At 57.1% G+C, this 26,972-nt stretch carries 19 protein-coding genes; 9 read left to right on the top strand and 10 right to left on the bottom strand.

Going from position 1 to position 26,972, the window contains the following annotated elements; genetic code table 11:
* Positions 1-22: 22 nt before the first annotated feature.
* Positions 23-2,098 (bottom strand): ATP-dependent helicase, encoded by a 2,076-nt coding sequence (locus ACZ5AL_RS02010; RefSeq protein ID WP_464511828.1) that lies wholly within the window; start codon positions 2,096-2,098, stop codon positions 23-25.
* Positions 2,099-2,397: 299 nt separating this feature from the next.
* On the opposite strand from ACZ5AL_RS02010, the gene ACZ5AL_RS02015 reads away from it, so the two are divergent.
* The 6 genes from ACZ5AL_RS02015 to ACZ5AL_RS02040 all read left to right on the top strand — a co-directional run bounded on the left by ACZ5AL_RS02015 (position 2,398) and on the right by ACZ5AL_RS02040 (position 8,902).
* Positions 2,398-3,324, top strand: coding sequence for a ParA family protein (locus ACZ5AL_RS02015; RefSeq protein WP_464511829.1), 927 nt, complete (start codon positions 2,398-2,400; stop codon positions 3,322-3,324).
* Between the two features lie 67 nt (positions 3,325-3,391).
* Complete coding sequence (locus ACZ5AL_RS02020; RefSeq protein WP_464511830.1) at positions 3,392-4,360, top strand: ParB/RepB/Spo0J family partition protein; 969 nt, start codon at positions 3,392-3,394, stop codon at positions 4,358-4,360.
* Positions 4,361-4,390: 30 nt separating this feature from the next.
* Positions 4,391-5,017: a DUF5683 domain-containing protein gene (locus ACZ5AL_RS02025; protein WP_464511831.1), complete on the top strand. Its 627-nt coding sequence runs from the start codon at positions 4,391-4,393 to the stop codon at positions 5,015-5,017.
* A gap of 564 nt (positions 5,018-5,581) precedes the next feature.
* Entirely contained in the window at positions 5,582-6,871 is a 1,290-nt protein-coding gene (locus tag ACZ5AL_RS02030) for an aminotransferase class I/II-fold pyridoxal phosphate-dependent enzyme (protein ID WP_464511833.1), read from the top strand.
* A gap of 109 nt (positions 6,872-6,980) precedes the next feature.
* Complete coding sequence (locus ACZ5AL_RS02035) at positions 6,981-8,123, top strand: GNAT family N-acetyltransferase (RefSeq protein ID WP_464511834.1); 1,143 nt, start codon at positions 6,981-6,983, stop codon at positions 8,121-8,123.
* A gap of 62 nt (positions 8,124-8,185) precedes the next feature.
* On the top strand, positions 8,186-8,902 hold the full coding sequence (locus ACZ5AL_RS02040; RefSeq protein ID WP_464511835.1) for an HAD family hydrolase: 717 nt from the start codon (positions 8,186-8,188) through the stop codon (positions 8,900-8,902).
* Between the two features lie 465 nt (positions 8,903-9,367).
* Here ACZ5AL_RS02040 and ACZ5AL_RS02045 read toward each other — a convergent pair whose 3' ends face one another.
* The 7 genes from ACZ5AL_RS02045 to ACZ5AL_RS02075 form a co-directional block, all read right to left on the bottom strand.
* Positions 9,368-10,396, bottom strand: a complete 1,029-nt coding sequence (locus ACZ5AL_RS02045) for a M23 family metallopeptidase (protein WP_464511837.1) — start codon at positions 10,394-10,396, stop codon at positions 9,368-9,370.
* A gap of 466 nt (positions 10,397-10,862) precedes the next feature.
* Positions 10,863-11,867, bottom strand: a complete 1,005-nt coding sequence (gene hprK, locus ACZ5AL_RS02050; protein WP_464511838.1) for an HPr(Ser) kinase/phosphatase — start codon at positions 11,865-11,867, stop codon at positions 10,863-10,865.
* Between the two features lie 245 nt (positions 11,868-12,112).
* Positions 12,113-13,108, bottom strand: coding sequence for an AAA family ATPase (locus ACZ5AL_RS02055; RefSeq protein WP_464511839.1), 996 nt, complete (start codon positions 13,106-13,108; stop codon positions 12,113-12,115).
* A gap of 20 nt (positions 13,109-13,128) precedes the next feature.
* Positions 13,129-14,334 (bottom strand): hypothetical protein, encoded by a 1,206-nt coding sequence (locus ACZ5AL_RS02060; RefSeq protein WP_464511841.1) that lies wholly within the window; start codon positions 14,332-14,334, stop codon positions 13,129-13,131.
* A gap of 51 nt (positions 14,335-14,385) precedes the next feature.
* Positions 14,386-15,330 carry a methionyl-tRNA formyltransferase gene (gene fmt / locus ACZ5AL_RS02065; RefSeq protein ID WP_464511842.1) on the bottom strand — a complete coding sequence of 315 codons (945 nt, stop codon included), beginning with the start codon at positions 15,328-15,330 and terminating at the stop codon, positions 14,386-14,388.
* Positions 15,331-15,564: 234 nt separating this feature from the next.
* Positions 15,565-16,530 (bottom strand): signal recognition particle-docking protein FtsY, encoded by a 966-nt coding sequence (ftsY, locus tag ACZ5AL_RS02070; protein ID WP_464511843.1) that lies wholly within the window; start codon positions 16,528-16,530, stop codon positions 15,565-15,567.
* A gap of 58 nt (positions 16,531-16,588) precedes the next feature.
* A complete protein-coding gene (locus ACZ5AL_RS02075) occupies positions 16,589-17,338 on the bottom strand; it encodes a CDP-alcohol phosphatidyltransferase family protein (RefSeq protein WP_464511845.1) in 750 nt (249 codons plus the stop codon).
* A 193-nt stretch (positions 17,339-17,531) separates the two neighbouring features.
* Between ACZ5AL_RS02075 and ACZ5AL_RS02080 the strand changes: the two genes are divergently transcribed.
* Positions 17,532-18,617, top strand: a complete 1,086-nt coding sequence (locus tag ACZ5AL_RS02080; protein ID WP_464511846.1) for a glycosyltransferase — start codon at positions 17,532-17,534, stop codon at positions 18,615-18,617.
* Between the two features lie 410 nt (positions 18,618-19,027).
* On the opposite strand, the gene ACZ5AL_RS02085 is transcribed toward ACZ5AL_RS02080, so the two are convergent.
* Complete coding sequence (locus ACZ5AL_RS02085) at positions 19,028-19,621, bottom strand: hypothetical protein (RefSeq protein WP_464511847.1); 594 nt, start codon at positions 19,619-19,621, stop codon at positions 19,028-19,030.
* Between the two features lie 518 nt (positions 19,622-20,139).
* Between ACZ5AL_RS02085 and ACZ5AL_RS02090 the strand changes: the two genes are divergently transcribed.
* Positions 20,140-21,582, top strand: coding sequence for a glycine--tRNA ligase (locus tag ACZ5AL_RS02090; protein WP_464511849.1), 1,443 nt, complete (start codon positions 20,140-20,142; stop codon positions 21,580-21,582).
* A 457-nt stretch (positions 21,583-22,039) separates the two neighbouring features.
* Entirely contained in the window at positions 22,040-24,766 is a 2,727-nt protein-coding gene (locus tag ACZ5AL_RS02095; protein WP_464511850.1) for a TonB-dependent receptor plug domain-containing protein, read from the top strand.
* Positions 24,767-25,275: 509 nt separating this feature from the next.
* Here ACZ5AL_RS02095 and ACZ5AL_RS02100 read toward each other — a convergent pair.
* Positions 25,276-26,313 (bottom strand): hypothetical protein, encoded by a 1,038-nt coding sequence (locus tag ACZ5AL_RS02100; RefSeq protein ID WP_464511851.1) that lies wholly within the window; start codon positions 26,311-26,313, stop codon positions 25,276-25,278.
* Positions 26,314-26,972 lie beyond the last annotated feature (659 nt).

Consider the following 26,972-nt stretch of genomic DNA (forward strand, 5'->3'; position numbering starts at 1 on the left):
GTGGGGATGCGCAGAAGGGCATTCAAAACGGCAGGTTGTCGGCCGACGACGAGGCGTCTTCTTCCTTGGAAGGAGGAAGCGAGGTGGGCGCGTCGGGGGGGTGTTCGGGGGGCGCTTCGACCAACTCGACGGGCTCAAGCAGCGATTCGGGCAGTTCCTTCAAGAAGCGGCTGGGGGTGGCCATGGTGGGGCCGTACCTGCGATTGGGCTGCACCATCGGATACGAAATAAAGAGTTGCTCCTCGGCACGGGTAACGGCTACGTAGAGAAGCCGTCGCTCTTCATCGAGTCCGCCCGGCTCATTGAGCGCATAGCGCGACGGAAGCACGCCATCGAGGGCGCGGATCAGAAACACGGTATTGAACTCAAGTCCTTTGGCGGAGTGGATGGTGGAGAGCACCAGTGGCGGCTCGTCGGTGTCGGCGGCGTCGTGCTCGGCCACCGACCGCTCTACCGGATCGAGCGCCAGGTCGGCCAGAAAGCGGCTTCGTTCGCTGTAGCTGGCGGCCAGATGCTGCAACTGGTCGAGGTCATCGGCTCGGTCGGGGTGGTCGTCGGGGTAGGCGGCTTCGAAAAGCGGACGATAGTACGTGCACACGGCCTCTACCTGCTCGGGTAGCGGGGCATTGTCGGGATGCACGGTGCGGAGCATGCGCATCAGATGTTGCAGCGTGTCGTGGTAGCGTCCGGTGAACGGCCCGTGGTCGTCAACAACGAAGGCATTGTGCTCGTCATCGGTGAGCCAGGCGATGAGGTCGTCTGCCGTCTTCGGACCGATGCCGCGAATCAGCTTCAGGATGCGGTTCCAGGCGGCGGCATCGTCGGGGTTTTCGGCGACCCGCAGATGCGCCAGTATGTCTTTGATGTGCGCAGCCTCGTTGAGCTTTGTGCCGCCGTACTTCACGTACGGAATGTTGCGCTGGTTGAGCGCGGCCTCTACGTCGTAGGCGGCGCGGCTGCTGCGAAAGAGTACGGCTTGCTCATCCAATGGAATACCCTGCTCGCGGAGTTGCAGCACCACCTGGGCGACGAATCGAGCTTCGGTGGCGGCATCGGGGGCGGGCACAATGGCGGGGCGGTCGCCCTGGGTCTGCTTCGTGAAAAGGGTTTTGTCGTAGGAGCGCTCGGCATCGGCAATGATGCGGTTGGCCAGGTCCAGAATGGGCTGGGTGGAGCGGTAGTTCTGCTCCAGCTTGCGCACGCGGGCGTCGGGGTAGATCTCAGGAAAGCGAAAGATATTGCGGAAGTCGGCACCTCGAAAGCGGTAGATGCTCTGCGCATCATCTCCCACGGCGGTGACGTTGCCGTGCACCGAAGCAAACTGCTGCACCAGTTCGGCCTGCAGCGGATTGGTGTCCTGGTATTCATCGACAAGCAGATGGCGGCAGCGGGCAGCCACGCGCTGGCGCACGGCCTCGTTGGTGGTCAGCAGCGTATGCGTGCGATGCAGCAGGTCGTCGAAGTCGAGCATGTGGTGCGCCTGCTTGTAGTCTTGGTACGCTGCGTGCAGCTCTTGCAGGTCGTCGTGCAAGTGCGTGAACTGCGGATACCGATCTTCCAAGACCTCCTCCAGCGCGCGGTCCCGGTTGATGGTATCCGAGAACATGCCGTACAACGTCTTCTTTTGGGGGAAGCGCTCATCACGATCGGTGTATCCGCCGCGAGTGCGCAGCACCGAGAGCACATCGGCGGCGTCGGCGGCATCGAGCAGCGTAAACGAGCGAGGCAGGTTCAGCGCGTTGGCATGTTCGCGCAGCAGGTCGAGACAAAAGCTGTGGAACGTGCCGCCCCGCACGTGTTTGCAGCGACCGTCGACCAGGGCGGTGGCGCGCTGCATCATATCGCGGGCCGCGCGGCGCGTAAACGTGAGCAACACCAGGTTTTCCGGAGGGACGCCCGTCTCTACCAGATACGCCAGGCGGTACACGAGCATGCGTGTTTTGCCGGTGCCTGCGCCCGCAATGACAAGCAACGCTCCGGGGCCGGCGGTGGCTGCCGCATATTGCTGCTCGTTGAGCTCGTTCTGATACGGCACGGTAAGGTGCTCGGGTGTGTCGTGGCCAGAGGCGTCGGAATGCAGAACAATGCGGCGGGCCATGAGCAAGCAGAGGGGTAAGCGACAGACATCGTGACATTCGATGCAACAACAGGAAACAGCCTACGGTATAGACAGCTGCACGCTGTACGCATGGATCCAGGTGTATGAATCCATCAAACGCATCGAGCCGGGGGCATCGGATACCGAACGATGCGCAAGGGTGATCCCGGCGGTGCACAAGGGTACGGCGTCTATCACGGCTTCCACAAAAATCGACCCAGGACGGTAGACATTGGTGCCGGTCCTGTGTAGGTTACGCATCAACTCGTTGGTTGCATCGAATGGGGTAGAATCGTTTCATGGGTAAAGTCATTGCCGTTGCAAATCAGAAGGGAGGCGTGGGCAAAACCACCTCCGCTATCAACCTAGCCGCCTCGTTGGCAGCCACCGAGTACTCCACGCTGCTGCTTGACATTGACCCACAGGCCAACTGCACCTCGGGGGTAGGCGTGTCTCCAGGCGATTTGAACGCATCGGTGTACGAGGCGCTTACTGCCCAGGTGGATGCGGAAGAAGCGGTGCTCAATACCGACATTCCGTTTCTTGATCTGATGCCCAGCCACATCAACTTGGTTGGGGCCGAGGTCGAAATGATTGAGGTATCGCAGCGTGAGCGTATCCTCTCAAAAGTGTTAGATGGGCTGCGCCGCAAGTACGACTTTGTGGTCATCGACTGTCCGCCCTCGTTGGGGCTGCTTACGCTTAATTCACTTACCGCTGCCGACTCGGTGCTGATTCCGGTGCAGGCGGAGTACTTCGCGCTGGAAGGACTTGGCCAGTTGCTTAACACCATTAAGATTGTGCGGCAACATCTGAACCCGTCCTTAGAGATTGAGGGCGTGCTGCTCACCATGTTCGACACGCGGCTGCGGCTTTCGAATCAGGTGGCCAAAGAGGTGCGCCGCTACTTTGGGGAGAAAGTGTTCGAAACGATTGTGCAGCGCAACGTGCGTCTCTCTGAGGCGCCCAGCTTTGGCAAGCCTGCCATTCTGTACGATGCGTCGAGCAAAGGCGCGCGTAACTACATGGCGCTGGCGCGCGAGATTTTGGATGCCAACGAGGACGCCCTTAGCGAGGACGAGCAGGACGCCCAACCGGAAGACGATTCTGCCGATACCGCCGCCGACGCCCCTGCTGTATCCTCTGATGAGAGCGACGACCTTCCGCTTGCCCCGTCAGAGCGCCGCGAATCTTCAACGCCGGCCACCGGCTTTTCGCTCTCGTAACTCCGTTCGTTCTTATTGAGTCGCTGCTTATTCACAGAAGCGGTTCTGGTTGACTTTACCTGTTGCTATGGCTAAGAAATCTGCTCTGGGTCGCGGACTCAACGCGCTCCTTCCCGACCACGATGATACCGACGAGACGGCCTCTGAAGAGGGGACTGTGCGTCGCAGCAAGCTTTATCAGTTCGATGACGAAGAGCGCATGGTGGGCCGCGTGGCCGATGTGGCCATTGAGGCGATCCGTCCGAATCCGTACCAGCCCCGTCAGTCGTTTAGCGACGAGGCCCTGGATGAACTGGCCGCATCGATTGAGCAGCTGGGCATCATTCAGCCGATTACGGTGCGAGCGCTGGGCAACGACGAGTTTGAAATCATTTCGGGGGAGCGTCGTTTGCGGGCTGCGCGCCGCACCCACTTAACGCATCTGCCGGCGTTTGTGCGCCAGGCCGACTCCGAGCAAATGCTGGAGATGGCGCTGGTTGAGAATGTGCAGCGCGAGCAGCTCAACCCCATTGAGGTGGCTTTGGGCTACCATCGCTTGATGGATGAGTGCGGGCTGACCCAGGCTGAGGTCGCCGAGAAAGTCGGAAAAAGCCGTGCCTCGGTAGCCAACTTCCTGCGTCTGCTGCGCCTTCCGCCCCGCATCCAGGCCGCCCTGCGCGATGGCGAGGTGGCCATGGGACACGCCCGCGCTCTTGTTAGCATTGATGAACGCGATGCCCAGGTGGAGTTGCTCAACAAAACGATTGAGGACGACCTGTCGGTGCGCGATGTGGAGACGCTGGCGCGCAACTGGCACGCCGATCAAGAAGAGGCAGACGACGATACATCTGAAGAGACTGATGCTGACGATGACGCAGAGGCGTCGGGGCCGCCCAGTCGTACCGATTTGCAGCTTGCTGAGTATCGGAAACGGCTGCGCTCACAGTTAAGCACACAGGTGCGCATCCACCACAAAAAAGAAGGGGAGGGGCGCATCGAGATTGCATACTATTCGGAAGAAGACTTGGAGCGGCTCATTGAGCTGCTGGACGCGTAGTCTGTTCATCCCCAAAGGGAGGTGCTGCCCATGAGGCGCTCGTTGCTGGCCGCTTTGCTCCTGGTTCTGCTCCTGCTTCTGCCCACAACAGTGCAGGGCCAGCCCGATAGCGTACGAGCCGAGACGCTGCGCAACATGGGACTGCCTGAAACGCATACGCCACGGGGGGCATTGTGGCGGGCGTCGGCGTTGCCAGGGTGGGGGCAAGTGTACAACCGACAGTACTGGAAACTGCCCATCGTGTACATCGGGCTGGGGACGCTGACGTATCTGGCGATTGAAAACCACAACGACTACCAACTCTTTCGGCGGGCTGGTCGGTTTGCATCAGGGCTAGAACAAGACGAAACCGATGACAACCCGTTTACGCCTCCGTGGGGCGGGAATCCATTCGAGCGCTATGAGGCCGAATACAACGAAGCATTGGCGCGCTTTGGGCAAGACCAGGTAGACTTTGGCACGATCCGGGCACAGCGAGATGCGTTTCGGCGACAGCGCAATCTGCTTATCATTGGCACGGGCGTGTTTTACGCACTGACGGTGGTCGAAGCGTACGTGAGTGCGCACCTGCTTACGTTCGATGTGGGCGAGGAACTGTCATTTCGTGTTGCGCCGGGATCCAGAGGAGCCGTTCCCGTTCTGCGCCTCCGGTTTTAAGAGCGCAAACTAAACGCGATATTTCACATGCCTTGGATTCAACGGTCATGTTGCCTCCAAAACGATGAAAAACTGTTAACAGGTAGATGGCAACGCATGTCCCCAAGAAACTTTGATTTCACGGTACGGATTTGAGCCGTTCCTGTAATACCAAGCTGTTGAGGAATGCATATTGCAGGTGCGTAACGAGGGAGGACTGAACGAAACGAACGGAACAGCGCCACCGTCGGTTGTGCTTGTGTATGCATCATACGCATTCCCTATACCGTACAACCACAGCACAATTGATACACTGATCGTGCGCGTACCGCCGTCGTCAGATGCGAAATAGGTGCGATACAGTCGGAGCATGCATCCCGTTTATTTGCGGGGTTCGGACATGCTCCTATCTTCACAAAAGACGCTGTTACCTTTTAGCATCCGACCGCGTCTATAACCAAACGACGGTTGACGTACGTCTGTATTCCCCACATTTAGGCAGACGTTTTTCGGATGACTGCACCCTGAGTGTAGGTCCACCCCCCTTTTGCACGCGTTGCTTCTGCTACACGCTTACGAGTTTATATGTCGATATCTGATTCCAACGCTTCCAACGACGCTGTGTCTGCGGATGCCGAACCCTCCACAACCCCGTCTCTTTTCGATAAGTGTCAGCAGTTCTTCGATCCGACGGGCGATTACGCAAAAGCCAAAGCGGCGGATCTATACCCGTACTTTCGCCCGATCGAGCGCAACGACGGGGCGCGAGCCATTATGAACGGCGAAGAGGTCGTGATGGCGGGGTCCAACAACTATTTGGGCCTCACCTCCGACCCACGGGTGCAAGAGGCGGCGGCTAACGCAATCAAAACGTACGGCACCGGATGCACCGGAAGCCGCTTCCTGAACGGCACGCTCGATCTACACCTGCAGCTTGAAGAGCGCCTGGCCGACTTTATGGAGGCTGAGTCATGCATCCTGTACTCTACGGGCTACATGACTAACATGGGGGTAGTGCAGGCCATTGCTGGAAAAGGCGACCTGATTTTCTCCGATAAAGACAACCACGCCTGCATTGTAGCCGGCACCCAGATGAGTTACGCGGAAACGCGTCGGTACCGCCACAACGACCTCGATCATCTGGAGCAGATGCTACAGCGCGAGTATGAGCGCAATCCACAGGCTGGGAAGCTCATTGCTACCGACGGCGTGTTCTCGATGAGCGGCGAGATTGCTAAAGTGCCACGCCTCATCGAACTGGCCCGCACCTATAACGCAGCCCTTATGCTCGACGATGCCCACGCCATCGGCGTTATCGGCCCGAAAGGGCAGGGGTCGGCGTCCACGTTTGGTCGCCTCGATGACATTGATCTCATCACCGGTACGTTTTCAAAGAGCTTTTCCTCGCTCGGCGGATTCTGTGTCGGCGATGCCGATGTTATCGAATACCTGCGCCACGAAAGCTCACCGCACATCTTTAGCGCGTCGATGCCGCCTGCCAACGTAGCAACCGTGCTGAAATGCCTTGATATCCTGGAGCAAGAGCCCGAACGGCTGGAGCGCCTGTGGGAGATCTCCGACTACATGCGTGAGGGGTTTCGCGATCAGGGCTTCGATGTGTGGGATAGCGAAACGCCCATTATCCCGGTCGTGGTGGGCGATATGGAGACCTGCTTCCGCTTCTGGCGCGACCTGCTCGAAGAAGGCGTCTTCGTAAATGCCGTGATACCGCCTGCCGTCCCCCAAGGCCAGTCGCTCATGCGCACGTCCTACATGGCCACGCACACCGACGAAGATCTCGACCACATTCTGGAGGCGTTCCACACGGTGGGCACCAAGCATGGCGTTATTGGGCGAAACGGAGCTCCTGAGTAAAGATCGAACGTGAGTTGACTTTTCCCATTGCTGATGGCTTCTTTACCACGCACTGTTGCTGTATTGCAGCAGTGCGTGGTCGTTTTTTGTCCCTCCAGCCCATTGCCGCATGTCTAGTGCCTCCGACATTCAGGTCTACCCCGTAACTGAACGGGCCGATCGAGCAGCATTTATCGACTGGCCGTACCGGTTCTACCCCGACCGCTACCCGCACTGGGTGCCGCCCCTACGTCGTGAGGAAAAAGCCACGCTTGATCCCAGCAAGAACGCGTTCTTTGAGCATGGAGACATGCAGCTTTTTGTAGCGAAAGATGCGAGCGGTTCTGTACATGGACGTGTCGCGGCCATTGTCAATGGGATGCATCTTCAGAAATATGAGGATGCCACGGGATTTTTTGGCTTTTTTGAGGCGGAAAACAACCCGGCGATAGCGCACGCTCTCTTGGATGCCGCAGCAGATTGGCTCCGCGAACAGGGGTTGCAGCACATGCGGGGACCCACCAACCCTTCACTGAACGACGTGTCTGGCCTGCTGGTAGATGGCTTTGACCGGCGTCCGGCAGTGCTGATGCCATACAATCCGCCCTACTACGCTGACCTGCTCATCGAATATGGGTTCGAGCGCGTTATGACCATGTGGGCGTATTATGCTCACAAGCGCTATGCGAAATATGAGCGCCTGCGTCGAGGTGTTAACATCGTAAAGCGGCGTACACCGGGCCTAGAGGTGCGCGCACTCAACCCCGATCGCTTGCAAGAAGAAGCCCGTACCCTGCTCGACATTTACAACGAAGCGTGGTCAGAGAACTGGGGGCATGTGCCCATGACCGAGGCCGAGTTTAACCAGCTCGTTGATGGCCTTAAGCAGATTTATGATCCGCGATTGGTGTACTTTGTCGAGCACGAGGGAACGCCCGTTGCCTTTGCGATCTCCCTGCCCGATATCAACCAGGCGCTACAGCATGTGGATGACGGGCGTCTCTTTCCCACCGGTTGGTGGACGCTACTTACGCGGAGCTACTATGGCATCAGTGAATTGCGCATGCCGCTTATGGGGATTCGGAAAGCCTATCAAGGCAAAGGGCTCGATGTGCTCATGGTGCTTGAGACCATGGAGCGCGGTCCAGAATATGGGTACTATGGATGCGAAACCAGCTGGGTACTCGACACCAACGAGCGTCTCAAAAACGCGATCGAGTCCATTGGGGCCGTGCGCGACAAAGAGTACGCGCTCTTTGAATACGATTTGTAGGAGGCATCTCCTCTTGCCGGAATCCACTGTGTTCGAATCGTTCTGTACAATTTCTTTATGTCATGCCTGATCGCGCTCGTATCCAGTTTGTCTATTTCGACTTGGATGACACCTTGCTAGACCATCGTGCCGCCGAGCGGGCCGCGTTACGTGATGTATGCACACAGTTCGCCGACCTCTTTGGAGCTTACACGCTGGATACGGTGCACGATACGTATCACCGCATCAATGCTCCATTGTGGACTGCCTACGCGGCAGGAACCATCGATAAGGCGTCCGTGAAGGAAGCGCGGTTTCGGAAGTTATTGAAAGCGCTGGGGCAAGATGTCGAGCCCCACGATCGGGTAAACCGCTACTATCTGGAGCGCTATGCTGCCCACTGGCAGTTTGTACCAGGCGCACAAACCGCCTACACGCAAATCGCCAACGCATACAACGTGGGCATCCTCACAAACGGATTCCAAGAGATACAGATGCGGAAGATGAACAATTTTCCTACACTGCAGCGGGAGGCATCAGTCGTGATTGTGTCGGAGGAAACTGGGCACCTCAAGCCCCATCCGGCGGTTTTTGACCATGCAGCAGCGCGTGCGAACGTTTCGCCAGACTCTATCCTGTATGTAGGCGACTCGTACACCTCTGATGTGGAAGGCAGTGCACAGGCCGGGTGGCATGTGGCGTGGTACGTACCCGACGGAACGGCACATAAACCGGTCCCTAATGGATACTCATTTTCGTCGTGGAGCACTCTACAGAAGCATCTGCTTGGAGTTGTATAGAGAATCAAGCAGAGCAGCAGTTGGACGTAAATGCGGCACCGGAAAACGAGGGACTACGGCAAGAGGTATCGCGTGGCCTCGTGTGCACTGACAGCGTCATCGTGCTGTTGTGTCACTAGCACCCTAACGTACCGAGAATAACTCACCCCTTGAACCCTCGTCGCGATGCACAACAGGCATGACCTTCGGCCCCTCCGCGTCGCGACGGACGAATGGACGCTCTGCGTCCGTACGTGTTTAGCGACGTGCTCCCGGATCGCCGGGGACGCAAGCGGTCCCCGGCTATGGGTTTGACTCACGTTGTGCCGTACCATAGCTCGGAATCAGAAGCGAAGCGGATATCCCGGGCGGCCATTGAGCCACGCTAAACACGTACCTGCGTCCTTCTGTTTCCGCGTGTTCTCTTTGCAGGAGAGCGGAGTGGTTTCTTGTGTGCGGTCTCAGATCGGCTACGAATAGCAGTGCTTATTCGTGGAACGATATGACCGGGTCGGACAGCATATCGTTTTGTGCACTTCCTGAAGTCCCATTCCGGGCCTTCTCTCGCTCGACAAGCTCTGCATACTTTTTGGGCTTCATATCAGGCAAGAAAAGATCCATTGGATTAACGGTGCCGCCATCAATCTCGTGGACTTCATAGTGGAGGTGAGGTCCCGTAGAGCGTCCGGAGTTTCCAGTGTAGCCGATCACTTCTCCTCGTTCAACCGACATCCCTTCGCGCAGGTTGTCGGCTGCTTCGGAAAGGTGGGCATAGCGAGTGATATATCCGGCCTTCGGATGACGAAGATCGATGTAATGCCCATATGAAGAGGAGTATGTGACTTCGTCTACTACGCCATCAGCAGGCGCTTTTACAGGGGTGCCCATGCGTGCAGCAAAGTCAACGCCGCTATGCATCCGCTGGACTCCTAAAATGGGATCGGTTCGATATCCATAGCCCGACACAATGTGGGTATTTAAGGGGCGTAGTACGGGGAGTTGGGCCAGGCGTTCTTCCCGTTCTTGGGCATATCGCATCAACTCGCGATAGCTGGCTTCTTGCAGCCCCACCTGCCGTTCAATCTCGTCGAGCATAGACGCTGTTTCGCGCAGGAGAGTGGCTGTGTCTTCGTCGAAGCGATCAAAGGCCTGGTATTGGTCGGCTCCACCAACCCCGACCTGTCGAATATCATCAGAAATGGGTTCTACTTCTAGAAGTGTTCGGTAAACCTCAGCATCTCGCTCGGCTAGCATTTCAACTTCTTCAGAGAGCACTTCAAGCTGAGCACTTGCCCGCTCCAGTTGCTTTTGCAACTCTGCATTTTCGCTATCCAACGCCTGTTCAGTGGGCGTTTGGATAACATGAGCATCCATGGCCCATCCCAGCCCCAATGCCACAACCAGTGCAAGCGCAACCGTCCACGAGTGGTGGCGCGCACGCTCTACAAGAGACTCCTCAACTTCAACGAAACAGCATGTGTCTGGATCATATCTGTATTTTTTCTCCTGATTCATGTGGAAGGGTACGATTCACGTAAGTAGGTGGGGAGCACGAGAAATAAAGTCAATCACAGCACAAGGGACGGCCCTTATAGTTGTAACGGGCCTGCACATGATTGCGTGGGGGACAGCCATGTTGCATATGTAAGGATAGACGCACTGTCGGTATAGAAACAGCGAATCTGCATGCCTTCTTTTAGAGAATCACTTTGTAGGAAGACCCTCAAAAGCCAATCTAATATAGAAAGCGCTTCCCCTTGTGTCAAGCGGTGAGGCAAGGGTGCGCAGGGTTACACCATCTTTGTAACGTCGATACTCGCCTCCTTTAGACTTTTCAACGTATTTTCTATCTGGTTTGTAAGCGTACCAGCAGGTGGCAAGCGCATGAGCATGCACCTATCTCATATGATTAACAAGCGTTGTGCCACGCTACAACTTAATGCATGTCTTCATTGAGCACACACAGAAAAAAGAAGCGAAGTTACTCGTAGTCTTGCTCAAAGTAGTCAATTCCGCGCTGTGGCCCGCCTTGCTTTGCGTCGATCTTGTTGCGCAACCGCTGCTGAAACGCTTCGGTTGGGTCATATCCGTAATGCTGAAGTAAATAGTTCATCGCAATCACCTCGCAAATAACAGTTACGCTTTTGCCTGGTGTGATGGGGACCCGTACGCGAGGTAGCTCTACGCCCAGAATGTCTCGACTTCCCTCGACCATGCCAATGCGCGTGTAGTTGGTGTTGTCATCGGCCATCTCCATTTCGACGACCAGTTCTACACGTTTTTGGAACCGAATGGCGCGAATGCCAAACATGGCACGAATATCGACGAGCCCCAATCCGCGTACCTCCATGAAGTGTTGTACCAGATCGGTGCCCGCGCCCATGAGGATGGAGGCATCGCGGCGGGTAACCATCACCACATCATCGGCTACCAGGCGATGTCCACGCTCGATCAGGTCGAGCGCCACCTCACTTTTGCCAATGCCTGAGGGCCCTGAGAGCAGCAGCCCGATTCCGTACACGTCTACCAGCGACCCATGCACGGCCTGCTGTGGAGCAAACTGATCAACAAGCAGCGTGCGCATGGTGGACATAGCATCTACGGTGGGCTGCTCGGTTTGGTAGACCGGGATCGCAGCCGCCTCGGCTTGCTTCAGCAACGCGTCACACAAGGTGTTGCCGGCCGTGCACACAATGCATGGCACATCAAACTGTGTGAGGTGGGCAAACGCATCGCGACGATCGGTATCGTTGAGGTGGCGCAGGTAGCGCGTTTCGGTATTGCCCAGGATCTGGACCCGCTGATACGTGAACAGGTCCACGTATCCGGCCAGCGCCAACCCAGGACGATGCAAATGGTCCTCGGTTATCGAAGCACAGGGTTCCTCAACGTGGTTGAGAGCTGCGAGCGAGAGGTCGGCCCGAGTAACCAGACGCTCTACAAAGGTTTCGACGGAAAGGTGATCTTCGGTATGTGCATCAGGCATAATTGAAGCAGGCGGACTGTGTGATGGGGAAACAGCGCAACGCGGGGTTCTTGCCGGGTTGTTAAGACACACAATACTAACCAGGTATGGATCGCTGGGTAGCGGCTCAATGGTAAGTGATTGTCACGTAAGCTACTTCATCGCAGTCCGCTTTGGCCCCCTCTGCCGAGCTTCGCCGCAAGGCGTGATCCTGTAGACATCTCTCTGAACGGATGGAACAGACGGACGCAGAGCGTTCTGGTGCATCAAGGTACTTCAACGGCATCCAAAATGTCTTGCACCATGTCCGTAGCCTGTAGGTTTTGTGCTTCCGCTTCATAGGTGACAACAATGCGATGCTGAAGCACCTCTGGCACCACAGCGCGCACATCATCTGGTGTTACATAAGCGCGGCGGTGCAGAAAAGCATGTCCGCGTGCAGCCAGGTTCAAATTGATCGAAGCACGCGGCGATGCACCATGTTCGATCAATCCATCCAACCGTTCGAGCCCATACGCACTGGGGCGGCGCGTAGCGAGCACCAGATCCACAATGTACTGCTCTACCCGCTCGTCCATATACAAGTCGTTGATCACCTGGCGGGCCCGCAGAATTTGCTCGGGTGTGGTCTGCGGATGCACCTCGGGGGTTGCGTTGGTCCGTGCCATCCGTCGCATGATTTCGAGTTCGTCATCGCGCTCGGGATAGGGAACGTGCACTTTTAACATAAACCGATCGACCTGCGCCTCCGGAAGCGGATAGGTGCCTTGCTGCTCAATGGGGTTTTGCGTGGCTAACACCAAAAACGGTTCATCAAGGGGAAACGTCTGGTCGCCAATGGTCACCTGTCGCTCTTGCATGCTTTCAAGGAGCGCACTTTGCACTTTTGCTGGAGCCCGGTTGATCTCATCTGCCAGAATCACATTAGCGAAGATGGGGCCTTTTTCAACACGAAAAGTCCCTGTTTGCTGGTTGTAGACCAGCGTGCCCAGCACATCAGCGGGAAGCAAGTCGGGCGTGAATTGGATGCGCTGAAACGGTGTGCCAATGGTTTGCGCAAGCATGCGCACCGTAAGTGTTTTGGCAAGTCCGGGCACGCCCTCCAACAACACATGGCCATTGCCCAACAGGCCAATGAGCAATCGGTGAATCATGTGGGTTTGCCCCACTACCACACTATTTACTTCGTCGAGTACGTCGCGCACGAACGCCCCTTCGCGCAGCACACGGTCTTTGATAGCAGTGAGATCAGCGTCGGGCATACGAGCAGGTGAATCGTGAGCTAGAGAGCAACAAAGGTGGGGGCATGATGAAAGGCCGCTTCATAGCGCTCATGCACGGTACGAATGTGCGCAGCATATGCAGGAGCCCGTCCGATACTTAGCACGTAGCCATCACGTCCGGTCATGCCGGCCCCGTACAACCCGTCGTGGGTAAAGCGTTCGGCCTGTTCTACCAGAAAGTTGGCGGCAGCGGTGGTGCCCTGCCACGCGTTCTGCAGAGAGGCGTGCGTCATATGAAGGAGCGCGCCAATCATTTGTCCATCGCCATGCCGAAGGGCCATCACGTGTTTCTGGACGCGCCGATTTTCGGTGACCAAGTGGCGCACCGTTGCCCTGTGGCGATCGCCCACTTGGTCGAGTGCCGTGTCGAGGGCGCGATGCTCCAGCGCACTGAATGAGCTAAGCGTTGCAAACTCGGACGTCGTGCGAAGCGCTTGCAGTGCTTGTGTCGCCTTTTGCTTCCAGGAGTGGTGCTGCTCATTAGAATGCGACGGCTGGGCATCGGGGTCAAACAGGCCCCACTGCAGCGCGTCGTGTAGGTCGGCAGGTACGGGAATGGTTTCGTAGGTGGTGGTATCGGCCAGCACAAACGGAGCCAGCGCTCCATCGCGAATGGCTTCGGGGGCCAGGGCAAGCAGGTAGCCTTCGCTGTAGGGCCGCCCGAGCGCCTCGGCAATGGCTGCTGTGCCGCTGGCCACCGGAGGCGCTACATCCGGGCTGCCGTGATAGGCCGCGTGTAGCGCACGATGGGTAGCCTGGGTGAGCGCTGCGGCATGCGCGTCGATGCACACATCGGGCACCGACGTCGCCACGGCAATATCTGCAGGATGGTCGCGCAGGGTCTCTGTATCCATCAGTGCTTTCAGGATGCGGATCGCACGCGGATCCTCGGAACGAAACTGCGCATCGGGCGGAACGGCGTAGCGAGCAGGTTCAGACGCTAAAGCAACGCGCGTGGGCCCCTCGGTAGGCCGCACCGCTACAGCGATACCGTAGGGCAAGGCGCCAAACAGCGCATATCCGTCACTGTAGTGCGTATGATCGGCCTGTATGGCTATCGGGGCTTGCTGATAGGCGACATGGAGCGCAACCGGGTCGGGGGGATTCTCAAACTGGTCCGTAAACACGGCACGAGCAGCCTCTACGGTAGCTTCCGCTTCGTGTGCAACGTTGGGCGACTGTATTGAAGAGGGGGAGCGCGACATACAGAAGCAGGCCAAATCAGGAGAGCGAAAGAAAGCGGGGCAAAGGGGAGCCTATCCCGTGGGACTGTTCAACATCGCTCCAGCGGCAATGTCGTATCCGTTCAGAAAGGCTTCTGCTTCCATGCGCTTGCGACCGGGCTGCTGGATCACTTCGAGCGCTACGCATCCCTGCCCACAGGCTACTACAAACGCATCGTTGGCGGCCACGACTGTGCCCGGTGCGGCGTTGTCGGGACACCGATGATCGGAACGGGTGGAGCGGTACACCTTCAAGCGGGTGTCATTGTGCAGGGTCCATGCACCGGGAATCGGCGAAAGGCCACGGATGTGGTTGTGGACGGTAGCCGCCGAGGCCTCCCACGGGATGGCAGCTTCTTCGGCATGCACCTTGGGGGCGGCGGTGGCTTGACTATCGTCTTGCGGGGTGCGCGTCGTGGTATCTGTGGCAATTTGCTGCACTGTTTCGACAACGGCCTCGGCTCCCAAATGCATCATGCGGTCGTGCACATCGCCCGTGGTTTCGTTGGGGCCAATGGACATGCGTTTTTTCAAGATGATGTCTCCGGTATCCACAGCCGGCTCTAAGAAAAACGTCGTTACGCCGGTTTCGGCATCTCCGTTCATCACCGCACGGTGGATAGGAGCTGCTCCTCGATATCGTGGAAGCAGGGAGCCGTGCAAGTTGAACGCCCCTTTTGTGGGGATGGTCAACACCTCGGCAGGCAATATCTTGAACGCAACCACGACAAAACAAGCGGGATTACGTTCGCGCAAGGCATCGGCAAATGTGGTGCTGCGCACCGATTCGGGTTGTAAGATGTCGTCGATTCCATGCTCTAACGCCGCTTTCTTTACAGCCGTAGGCCGCATTTTCTGGCCGCGCCCCCGTGCTCGGTCGGGACCTGTTACCACCGTCGTGGGGGCATGGTCGGCCTCAACCAGTGCTTGAAGAGATGGGACAGCAAACTGGGGCGTGCCCATGAATACGATTCGCATAAGCAGAACGTTTGACAAACAAAAAAGCAGAGGGTAGTGGATATACGCTAAGTGATGAGGCGATTGGAAATTGCAACCTCATCTTGGTCGAACCCCCTCTCCCTACGGGTTTCTCCCCCTTGTCCAAGGGGGAGATGTCGCCAGACAGAGGGGATTTTGGTAGACTGCGATAAAGTGCTTGTATGACTATCACTTACCATTGAACCGTTGCCAAGCAGAGAAGGGTCGTACGCGTTATGCACCGAAGAGCGCTTCAACGAAGCCTTTTCGGTCAAACACCTGCAAGTCATCAATGCCTTCGCCTACGCCAATGTATTTTACAGGCACCTGGAACTGGTGCGACACGCCAATGACAACGCCGCCCTTAGCGGTGCCGTCAAGCTTGGTGAGGGCGAGGCCCGTTACATCCACGCTGTTCGTAAACTCCTCGGCCTGTCGAATGGCATTCTGTCCGGTGGAGGCATCCAGCACGAGCAGGACCTCGTGAGGTGCGTCGGGCACCTTACGGCTCATGATGCGCTTCACCTTGCTAAGCTCATCCATCAATCCGCCCTTGGTATGCAACCGTCCGGCGGTGTCGATAAGCACCACATCAATGTCGCGCGCCACAGCGGCTTCAATCGTATCGAACGCCACAGCGGCTGGGTCCGAGCCATGCTTTTGTTTGATGATCGGCACATCAGCGCGGTCGGCCCAGATTTCGAGCTGCTCGATGGCCGCTGCTCGGAACGTATCGCCAGCGCCCAGCATCACCGATTTGCCCGCCTTCTTGTACTGATGCGCCATTTTGCCGATGGTAGTGGTCTTTCCTACTCCGTTAACGCCCACCACCATAATGACGTGCGGCTTGTTGGGAAGCTCTGCCGCAAAATCGGCGGGCCGCTCCTCCTCTTTCTCAAGCATGAGCTTCGCAACCTCCTCGCGAATCATGCTATTGAGCTCTTCAGAAGACACGTACTGATCGCGGGCCACCCGCTCCTCGATGTGATCAATGATGTCGAGCGTCGTGTCTACGCCCACATCGCTTGTTACGAGCAGCTCCTCCAGGTCATCGAGCAGCGCCGCATCGACCGTGTCCTTGCCGCGTACGAGCCGGTCGAGCTTGCCCATAAAGCTGGAGCGGGTTTTGTCCATCCCCTCCTCCAGCTTTTCTTGCTCTTCGTCGGTGTTGCGATTGATAAAGCGGTCGAGAATGCCCATGGGCAAAGCGGAAGGTTATGCGAAAGAAACGGTTGGAAACAGCAGTGCAGATAAACAGCTACGAGGGGTGCGAGGCTTCCGGTTGAGACGTGGGAGCAGGCGACGAGGCAGACCCCGGGCTCCGCTCTTCAGAGCCAGCTGCGTCTGAATCAACCGCATCGGCACCAGGCTCGTCGGCGGCCTCTGGATGATGCGTGGCGCCTGCCGAAAGGTCAATGTGGGTGTACGCCTCGCCATTGGTCATATACCGCACCGTACGGATGAATTTCCACGTGTACACGCCAAAAGAGATCACCAAGAGCCCCGAGGTCATGTACACGCACACCATGAGCACCGGCGCATCGGCCCGTAAGATGGCCGCCAGCACGGTAATGGCCAACCACGTAGTGGCCGCCTTCCCCAGCCAGGCGCTCATCACAATTTTGCCTACGCGCCGCGCCAAAATAGCACTTCCCGCCACAATGGCCCCATCACGCACAACAACCAGCGCCAAAAACCAAAGCGGCAGGTTGGGCTCGGTGGGTCGAAAGGTAAGCGCCAGCACGGTAAGCACCGCCGCCACTTTGTCCGCCAACGGATCCAGAACCTTTCCCCAGTCTGATACCGTATTGAGCCAGCGAGCCAGGCGACCGTCAAACCAATCGGTGAGGATGGCGATCAGCACCAGCCCCACGAGCCACTCCAGCGACCCTTCGAGCCAGATCAACCCCGCAATGGGGAAGACCAGCGCGAGCCGCACGAGGCTCAATGCGTTGGGTAACGTCCAAAAACGGCCCAGATCGGGCCATCCGGAAGCCGGTTGGGTCATGGGTTCAAGGGTTATGAAAGGATGTGGAGACCAACATGCGACACGCGCGCCTCTTTCGAAAGCGTTTGAAGGGCCATCCTGTTCAAATCCACTAAAACTTTTTTCCGACGAATCGGCCCGTTCGGATTGTATGCTACCTATCGATATGCGGTAGCCCGCACCAACGCACACGTTCCCACCTGCTGCCTCCTCTATGCTTTTCGTCTTGTGCCTGGCTGCGTTTTTTGTCCAAATGGGATATTTAGGGTGGGTGATGTGGCACACCCCGCATGCTCCCCAGCACGGAACGCCGCCGTCAGATGCTGCTTCCAGTGCGCTTCCTCCATGCACCGTGGTAGTTGCTCTACACAATGAGCGCGACGTGCTCCCAGATGTCGCTGAGGCGCTTCATCGCCAAACGCACCCGGATGTTCACGTCGTATGGGTCAACGACCATTCGACCGATGGCACAGCGGACTGGCTGAACGCACACACTGCCGATGATTCGTCAGCCCATGTTGTGCATCATACCGGACCGCAAGGCAAAAAGCATGCACTGGACACGGGCATCGCGGCGGCTCCCACCGAACTCCTTGCCTTCACCGATGCCGACTGTACGCCGCCTCTTACCTGGCTCGCTACCTTGGCCCAGCATCATACCGCTACGGATACGCCCACGGTGCTGATTGGCCCGAGCTTGCCTGCTACGCCTCGCACGCTCTTAGAACGTGTTGCAGCCTACGAAACGTGGACAGCTACAATACCTATGTTGGCAGCAGCCCAGGCCGGGCGTCCATACATGGCGGTGGGCCGCAACCTGAGTTATCCCAAAGCAGCCTACAAGCAAACCGAAGGGCACACGGCACACGCTCACCTGCTCAGCGGTGACGATGATCTGTTTGTACAAGCCGCCCACCGCGCTGGCATTCCCTGTCAGGCTGTATGGACCGCCGCTGCCGAGGTCCCGACCACCGCCCCCGCGTCCTGGGGGACATGGCTTCGCCAGCAACAACGCCACACGTCCAGCGGACGCGTCTACGACCGCAGCCCTGCAGTCCATCTGTCGGGCTACTACGCCGCAGCCGCTGTGCTCTGGCTCTCGCCTCTGCTCATCGGCACGGTGGGCGCCGGACTGCTTGCACTTCGCCTGATTATGCTGTCCACGCTCGTGCAGCGCGCCGATGCGCTGTTTGCTCCACGCGCCCCGATGCTTGCCTTTCCGCTGTGGGATGCGCTGCATACGTTCATTCGCATTGGCACGGCCACCGCCGGACTCCTGCGCCCTCCCACCCGCTGGTAACCCGCGTCGCGGTGAGATCCCGAATCAGGTCCGGGACGCTGGAGCGTCCCAGTGGGCGTGGCGACGCGGAGCATCGCCACGAGAGTACAAACAGTGCACATGATCGCCAGTCCTTTCCAATCAGGTCTCCCTCTCTGACGTACAGGTTTAGCGACGTAAGCACACCCATATCCCGGGCGGCCATTGTACCACGCTAAACATGTACCACAGCGTGCTGTGACGCCTCCAGGGCCTGTTCGATGTTCAGCAGCTCCTGGCAAACCAAAAGCCCTGCCCATTTCGGGGGAGATCTTTACTCACTGCGTTCGTCAGTCGCTTCGCTCGTGTCAGGCTCCGCTTCGCTACGCTCAAGATGACAATGCATGTACGAAGGGGTGCATGCCCAAAACCGTCGTGTGAACTCACTTACACTACACGACATCGTCTTCTGACTGCTCGGGCGGAGTCAACAGTTCATCGCCTTGCTCAAAGTCCGGACTCATCGCCACCATCATCTTCCGAAAGCGCTCAAGCTGCGAGAACGAAAGCCCTACATCCAACCCGCCGACTTGGATGGTGAGCGAGCGTGTTTGCAACATCGCTCGGAAATCATCGATGGGAAGCGAAAGACGCATAAACTCGCCAATGCCGACAAACTCTGGATCCTCGCGCTTCGACACGTTCGTCCACCGATATTCCCAATTATCGGCGCGAATCGACACATCATCGTAATCGAGCCACTGTACGTTGTGCGTACCACTCGACAACAGCATCCGTACCGACTCGGGCGTACAACCTTCGCCCTCGCATGTAGCTTGGGCCTTCACATAGATGATCTGCCGTCCCGAGGTGCCCAGTCCGCTGCCGCCGCGTTCAATCCGTACCGGACGTGTTTCATAGACCGATTGGTCATGCTCAGCATTGTACGTCGTCTGTACCGTTTCACCTGTAATGGTGCATCCCGACGATAGCCCCATGAGCAGCGCCAGACAAAAAGCCGTTCCTGTAAAAAGTAGAGACCGCATATCAATATAAGATGTTGAGAAGAGGGTAGCGTTAGGTCATGGTTCAAGGAAGAGTGGCACCTAAGTAAGTCGGCAGAAATACGTTTACACCTTGTCATCGCGAGGAGGAAGCCTGCGACCGACGTGGCGATCTCATGCCGTGCGATTGGGCAGTACCACCCAGTTTGAAGGCACAAGATTGCACTCTACACAAGATTGCACTCTAAAGGCACGTCCTCGGCTGCGCGCACGGCGCCGCGTCATTAGCCCCCTTGTAATGACAGTACGTAACGATACGTTTGTAAGCTTACCTGGTTAACCCCACATTCGTTGAGCTTGCATATTTACTGCACATAATAGTCGTAAGACAATCCAAAAACAAGACCGGGGCCTCAGATGGTTGAACGTCGCTTCTGTTGGTCCGCTTTTCAAACCGTCTCCCGTTCCCGGCATTGCATCCGCCGTTAGCAACTGCTACGTTGTAACTCTACCGGGCCTTGTGGCCGATCTTTTCGCTACGATATTGCACATATAGACCTATGAGCGACCTTTTTGACACCATCGTGTCCTTGTCCAAACAGCGCGGCTTCATCTTTCAGTCGTCCGAGATCTACGGCGGCCAGGCGGCCACGTACGACTACGGTCCGCTGGGCGTGGAGCTGAAGCGCAACGTAAAAGACCTCTGGTGGCAGGAGATGGTGTACGGCCACGGCGATATTGTTGGGCTGGATGCGGCGATTATGATGCATCCGAAAACGTGGGAGGCCTCGGGCCACACCGAAGCCTTCAACGATCCGCTGATTGACGACAAGGCCTCCAACCACCGCTACCGCGCCGATGAGCTGATCGAAGACTACATCCGCGACCTTCGCCAGGATGGCGACATGGAGCAGGCCGAGGCGGTGTACGAACGTCTCGTGGCCGCGCTCAACAGCGATGACATGGCGGGCGATCTGTACGATATTATTCAAGATGAAGAAATTCGCGCCCCCCGCTCCGGTGCCTTCGATTGGACGCCCGTGCGGCAGTTCAACCTGATGTTCGAAACCCACGTGGGCCCCGTTGCTGAAACAGGCGACCGCATCTTCCTGCGTCCGGAGACGGCCCAGGGCATCTTCGTGAACTTCCATAACGTACGCGAGCCGGCGCGGCAGCATGTGCCGTTTGGCATCGCGCAGATTGGCAAAGCGTTCCGCAATGAAATTGTGGCGCGGCAGTTTGTCTTCCGGATGCGCGAGTTTGAGCAGATGGAGATGCAATACTTCGTAAAACCCGGCGAGCAGCTCGACTTCTTTGCAGAGTGGCGCGAGAAGCGCATGGCGTGGCACAAGCGCTTGGGCGTGCGCCCCTCGAAGCTGCGCTTCCACGAGCACGAGCAGCTCTCGCACTACGCCGACGCCGCCGAAGACATCCAGTACGAGTATCCCATTGGCTGGAAGGAGGTCGAAGGCATCCACTCGCGCACCGACTACGACCTGAAGCGGCACCAGGAGTACTCGGGCAAGAATATGACCTACTACGATCCGTTCGACCAAGAGAAGTACATCCCGTACGTCGTCGAAACGTCGGTCGGCCTCGACCGCACGGTGCTGATGCTGCTTTGCGATGCGTACGACGAGGACGAAGCAAACGGCAACGACCGCACGGTGCTGCGCTTTCATCCCGAGGTCGCACCCATCCGTGCCGCCATCTTCCCGCTCTCCAAAAAGAAGGGCCTCCCCGACATCGCGCACGAAATCGAAGACGACCTGCGTCCGCATTTCAACGTGATGTACGACGAGCGCGGCTCCATGGGCAAACGCTACCGCCGCATGGACGAAGCCGGCACGCCGTTCTGCATTACGGTAGATTTCGAGACCCTCGACGACCAGCAGGTTACCATCCGCGACCGCGACTCGATGGAGCAAGACCGGATTGCCATCGACCAGCTCACCGCCTACATCAACGACCACTCCACCGGCTGGAGCCGCGAGGAGGTGTAGCGCTTCAGAGTAGCGGTCCAATGTTAAGTGATTGACATGCGGTTTACATGATTGCAGCCCGCTCAAACCCCCTCTGTCTGCCGAGCTTCGCCGCAGGCGTGATCCTGTGGACATCTCCCCCTTGGCCAAGGGGGAGAAACCCGTAGGGAGAGGGGGTTCGACCGATACGAGGCTGCAATTTGCAACTGTCTCATCACTTAGCCTCTATCCACTACCCGCCTCAGTTTTGGGCACAGGCGAATGCGCGTGCGCACCAATCAGTGCCGCTGCACGCCACACAACGCATAGCCGCTCTGGTGTCTCGCTCTCCATGGCGAGCACCGGAGCGGCACGTGTATGGGCGTACACCTGTCTTCATTCCTGCGATACTGAGTCATCCTCTTTGTTGTGTTTTTTAGCGCCACAACACGTTTTTCCTTTACGATTTCTCCCCTTTCATTTTTACTTTCTCTCTCGTATGAACCATTGGTACGCTTCATTGAGCATCGGACTGCTTTTCAGCGGCCTGCTCATCGCTCAAACAGCAACGGCCCAACAAGCTTCGAATCCCTCTTCTGCATCAGTGGCCGACACATCTGATGCAAAGCCTCAATCTGTGCAACGGGGATACGCGGCGGCTTCCGTTGATAGCACAGACATGGGCCCCATTGCGTTTTCGGTCAACCGCGCGCTGCAAGGCAAAATCGCCGGGGCCTACGTCACGCAGAACTCCGGCAACCCAGCGGGCGGTATGTCGATGCGCCTACGCGGACCCAGCACGATTCTCGGAGACACCACCCCGCTCTATGTGCTGGACGGCATTCCCATAAGCAACGCCTCGCGCGAGCTCATTGACCTGGGCGGCGGGAGCCAGAATCGCCTCATCGATCTGGCACTGCATGACATTGAGCGCATCGACATTGTGCGAGGTGCTACGGGTGCCGCTCAGTATGGACCGCGCGCCAACAACGGTGTCGTGGAGATTTTTACCAAGCAGGGCACCTCCGGCGCGCCCCGTGTCACGTTTTCCACGCGAGCCCAGACCGAATCGGTGCGTAATACGCTCAACGTCAACATGGCACAGAACGCACAGGGCCAGTTTCTGGATAACGATGGTAACCCACTTCCCGAGGGCGAGCGCCGCTGGGACTGGCAGGACTTTATCTTCGACCGGGCTTATGGCACCGAGCAGGCCCTGTCCATATCAGGCGGATTCGGCGACACACGCTACCGCGCCTCGGGCTCTCATTTTGCCAACCAGGGGATTATCGAAGGCAATCACTTCCGCCGCATCAACGGACGCCTACGGATTGACCAGCAACTGACCGACTGGGCTGCGCTTACGGGAAGCGCCACCTACGCACGGAGCAACACGCAAGACATCCCCAATGGCGGACTCAACCGGGCATATGGTGCGCTGACCGGGTTTATCGCGGGCCCAAATACCTTTGACCCGCGCCCCAACGTCGATGGATCGTTTCCTGACGATGGCTTCCGGCTGAACCCGCTGGAAGTCATGGAACGCTTTGACTTCACGCAGGACACCGATCGATTTATTGGAAGCGCCGCCCTGAATCTGCGTCCGACGGAAAATCTGAGTGTCGACTACGTGATCGGACTGGATACGTATACGCAGGATGCGACTGCGATCGTACCCTCCGGTTTCCTCAGGTTTCCAAACGCTCCTGCCGATGCCCGTCCACGATCTGCGCGCAGCAGCACCTACACCCAGCAGCGCATCAGTAGCACACTGGATGTTAGTTATAGCACCGACCTTTCGAGTACGCTGCGCTCCACAACACTGATAGGCGGCAGCGTGCAACTCGAAACCAGCACGACGGACACAGAGGAGATTCAAGGAAGGCCTGAGGACCCCTTTTCCCAAGGTTTCAGCACGTTCGATACCGATTACGATGTGTACAGTGGGTTCGTGCAAGAGACGCTGACCTGGAAGGACCGCCTCGTTGTTACGGGCGGCTTACAGGTTGCTACGTATCCTTCGTTTGAAGACAGCGGGGCTTCGTTTTATCCGAGTGCACGCCTTACTCACAGGCTTTCTGAGCTGCAGTTCTGGAGCGGTACAGGGCTTGATCGCCTGTTTCCGCGCTTTACGCTTCAAAGTGCACTCGGCTTTTCGGGCGGCCCGGCGTCCGTCCTTCCCTTTTACCGTGCCGTGCCTGAAGGCGTGACACCTGAGCGGCAGCGCGAGGTAGAGATCGGTGCAGACGCGCACCTCTTTACCGACCGCGTGGCCGTGGAAGCCACCTACTACAGGCAGCGTACCAGCGACCTGTTGGTAGGCACGGGGTCGGAGTTAGACCCGACTTTTTCCGGATCATCAACTGGATTCGGCTTTCAGTCTCTCCTAAAAAACGCAGGCACACTCACCAATCGCGGCATCGAGTTGTCGGTGCAGGCACAGGTCGTGGATCAGGCGCGTACGGACTGGACGACCACCATTAATTTCAGCCGCAACCGAAACGAAGTGAGCGGCCTCCCAGAGGATAATCTTAGATTCTCGAACTCTTTTGAGCGGTTGTGGGCGGTCAATGGGGAACCGCTCGGGGTTTTCTACGGCTTTCAGTTTGACCGCGACGCATCCGGTAACGTGATGGACCGTGAGGGCAATATCCTCGTCAAGGATGACGAGGGGCTCTGGCGTCTGCGTGATGATTCTGCCTCCGAGACAGGACAGAGTGGACTTCTGGGCATAGGAGAGCGGGGTGTTATAGGCGATCCGCATCCCGACTTTGTTGCGTCGTGGATCAACGACGTGAGCATCCGCAATTTTGATTTGCGCATGCAGTGGGACGCAGTTGTTGGGCACGACGTGTTCAACTTCACGAGGTACGAAGGGTCTTGGCCCGTCTTAGGGGTAACGGAGTTGTACCAGCAAGAACTTGAAGGAGATTTGCCATCGGGGTACGCATCGGCTGCCCGGCTTGTCCACGAGCATTGGGTCGAAGACGGCTCATTTCTGAAACTGCGCGAAGTCAGCGCCGCATACACGCTGCGTCCGGCGGCCGCACGGATTGAACGCGTGCGCCTCACCCTTGCCGCGCGTAACGTGCTCTCCATCGACGGGTACAGCGGATACGACCCGGAGATCAACGTAGGCGGACAACGTACCGGCGTTCGCGGACTGGACTTTGCCGAGGTCCCCATTCCTCGCACGTTCTCGCTGGGCGTTACGGCCGTGTTTTGATGGATTTTAGGGGATACGCGGGCGAAGTCTCCTGACAACTATCCCGTCGCATCTCTCGTGAATGTCTGCCAACGCCAGAAGGGCTGCTTCGTGTAGAGGCAGCCCTTCGGCGCTTGGGGATAGAACGAACGCACCGTTCGCGAGGAAGCCCTGCAGCGCTACGTCGAGTCTCTGTTCAATCACTCAACAAAGAGACTCAGAACGGATTGTGCTATGGATTCAGAAGGCGCAGAGCTCCCCATCGTCCTGTCATCCCGGACAAGGCGCCCCTGGCGCCGCTGATCCGGAGCCGAGCGAAGCGACGCACAAAGTAATCCATTCCGCCGGTTGAAGGCTGCCTTTACGTCCGGCACGCACCTATCTATTAGGGGATGGATCCCAGATCGTCGCTACGCTCCGTCTGGGATGACCGTGTAGGGGCATAAATACGCTTCTGTACGTTCAACGGCAGATACATGGGGAGATACATGTATAGCACAACGCGTACTCAGACACCTCGTAGAACTCCGCTACGGCAGCACCTCTTCCTTAACCTGTCCCACGCGCCAGTGGGATTCGAAATCGTGGTCGGGGTGCGCAAAAAAGATGTCGCCCGTCTCCGGGTCAACCGCCAGCAAGCGTGGCGTGTCTTCTACTTCGAAAAGCACGTCGCCTTCTGTTGTTACAGCAGCCAACACACGGTTCAACTGCCGTTCGTTCTGGTCATCAAAGTACGAATTGGTGAACTGAATCAGCAGCGTTTCATCGTTTAGCCAGAAGAGGGTGTTAAAGAGCGAACGACGTACCAGCTCTGCCTCCCACTCGTCGCGCGTAGGTTGCTCCTCGGTTTGCTCAACTTCTTTGAACGCGGAAAGAGCGGGTTCAACATCGCCAAGATGGGTCCCGTCGATATCGAAAAGCGCAATGGTGTTCGAGAGGAGAAAGCCCGCCGCAATGCGCTCTGAATACACATCGGTGTTCACAATGGGAGAGATGTCGTACAAAAATCCCGCATGGCTTCCAAATGCATCCGGCAACGGATAGAAACTCTTCGTTACCTCACCAGCCGACGGATCCAGATGGTGGAGGAAATCTGGCGTGCCTTGACGGCCTTCGGTAGAGCCAACAAACAATACCCGTCCGTCTACTGGAAGCGGCTCTATGGAAAAGGTACTTGACGTAGAAACTCGACTGTGGCGCTCTATCAGGGTTCTATTCTCGTCCAACACGGAAAGTGAGCCGTTTCCACTGTTGGGCACAAGCAGGGAGCCCCCTTCCATTCTCAGCGGTGCCATCGGAAACCAGAACCCTTCGGGGGCTTCTGGATCGTCTTCACCGAGATAGCTCAGGAGTTCGCCGGCGCGGGTGTACTCGCGAATTTGATTTTCCCTCGTGTCACCGATCAAAAACCGATCAGGTTCTACGCGCACATGAACGCGATCAGTAAAGACCTCTTCATTTTCTTCGAGTGTGATTGTATCGGTCCACTCAACAACGTCGTTTAGATCCTGCGCTTCGCTTACTATAGAAAATAATCCTAAAGTTATGGCAACTAAAAGTATTCGCATTTTATATTGCTCGTTTTGTTTAGGTAACACCATATAATGGGGGAGCCCTTCTAAGATAAGAAGAACTCCCCCATAACCATTTTTCTACTTTAGACCTTCATAGTCTGTTACCTTATGATTGCACCCTCACATGAGTTTGCACAGCATGTGTCGGTCTCACAGAAAAAGTCTTCGCAACCGTTAGCGTTACCATCTCCATCCGACCTCATCTGCTTATCGCAATTCATTGCTCGTGCCTCGACCGTGCAACTACTGGACTGCTCTCCTAAGAGATCTGCCTCAGAATCGAAAGACAGCAACTCAAAGGCTAAGAAATCTGCTGCCACAACTTCATCAGAGAACTCCACTTTGGGCTCTACTGGAACTTCATCTTCCAGTGGAGTGACTTCAGAATCTAAATTAAAGCCGAAAAGCAAGAACGTGCTTACCAAGATTGATACTACTAAACTGCTGTATTTCACGTTACCTGTCTAATTGTTATTAGGTTTTGACTAACTTCATTTGGGAGTATAGCAGTTTTAAGGGGGGGCAAGACTATAATGTTACAAACAAGCAACTTGCCATTCAAGGGCAGAAATTAGCCGGAGTTAGTGGTCCAGTTGTGGTGGCATGCGGCAATAGTGGGTTGACGAAACGTATCTTGAGAAACAACCCTTCGT

This window comes from Natronotalea proteinilytica, from assembly GCF_055379935.1.

Coding starts and splice junctions, on each gene's coding strand:
- ACZ5AL_RS02010 (WP_464511828.1), bottom strand. CDS start 2,098: ATGGCCCGCCGCATTGTTCTGCATTCCGACGCCTCTGGCCACGACACA.
- ACZ5AL_RS02015 (WP_464511829.1), top strand. CDS start 2,398: ATGGGTAAAGTCATTGCCGTTGCAAATCAGAAGGGAGGCGTGGGCAAA.
- ACZ5AL_RS02020 (WP_464511830.1), top strand. CDS start 3,392: ATGGCTAAGAAATCTGCTCTGGGTCGCGGACTCAACGCGCTCCTTCCC.
- ACZ5AL_RS02025 (WP_464511831.1), top strand. CDS start 4,391: ATGAGGCGCTCGTTGCTGGCCGCTTTGCTCCTGGTTCTGCTCCTGCTT.
- ACZ5AL_RS02030 (WP_464511833.1), top strand. CDS start 5,582: ATGTCGATATCTGATTCCAACGCTTCCAACGACGCTGTGTCTGCGGAT.
- ACZ5AL_RS02035 (WP_464511834.1), top strand. CDS start 6,981: ATGTCTAGTGCCTCCGACATTCAGGTCTACCCCGTAACTGAACGGGCC.
- ACZ5AL_RS02040 (WP_464511835.1), top strand. CDS start 8,186: ATGCCTGATCGCGCTCGTATCCAGTTTGTCTATTTCGACTTGGATGAC.
- ACZ5AL_RS02045 (WP_464511837.1), bottom strand. CDS start 10,396: ATGAATCAGGAGAAAAAATACAGATATGATCCAGACACATGCTGTTTC.
- hprK (WP_464511838.1), bottom strand. CDS start 11,867: ATGCCTGATGCACATACCGAAGATCACCTTTCCGTCGAAACCTTTGTA.
- ACZ5AL_RS02055 (WP_464511839.1), bottom strand. CDS start 13,108: ATGCCCGACGCTGATCTCACTGCTATCAAAGACCGTGTGCTGCGCGAA.
- ACZ5AL_RS02060 (WP_464511841.1), bottom strand. CDS start 14,334: ATGTCGCGCTCCCCCTCTTCAATACAGTCGCCCAACGTTGCACACGAA.
- fmt (WP_464511842.1), bottom strand. CDS start 15,330: ATGCGAATCGTATTCATGGGCACGCCCCAGTTTGCTGTCCCATCTCTT.
- ftsY (WP_464511843.1), bottom strand. CDS start 16,530: ATGGGCATTCTCGACCGCTTTATCAATCGCAACACCGACGAAGAGCAA.
- ACZ5AL_RS02075 (WP_464511845.1), bottom strand. CDS start 17,338: ATGACCCAACCGGCTTCCGGATGGCCCGATCTGGGCCGTTTTTGGACG.
- ACZ5AL_RS02080 (WP_464511846.1), top strand. CDS start 17,532: ATGCTTTTCGTCTTGTGCCTGGCTGCGTTTTTTGTCCAAATGGGATAT.
- ACZ5AL_RS02085 (WP_464511847.1), bottom strand. CDS start 19,621: ATGCGGTCTCTACTTTTTACAGGAACGGCTTTTTGTCTGGCGCTGCTC.
- ACZ5AL_RS02090 (WP_464511849.1), top strand. CDS start 20,140: ATGAGCGACCTTTTTGACACCATCGTGTCCTTGTCCAAACAGCGCGGC.
- ACZ5AL_RS02095 (WP_464511850.1), top strand. CDS start 22,040: ATGAACCATTGGTACGCTTCATTGAGCATCGGACTGCTTTTCAGCGGC.
- ACZ5AL_RS02100 (WP_464511851.1), bottom strand. CDS start 26,313: ATGCGAATACTTTTAGTTGCCATAACTTTAGGATTATTTTCTATAGTA.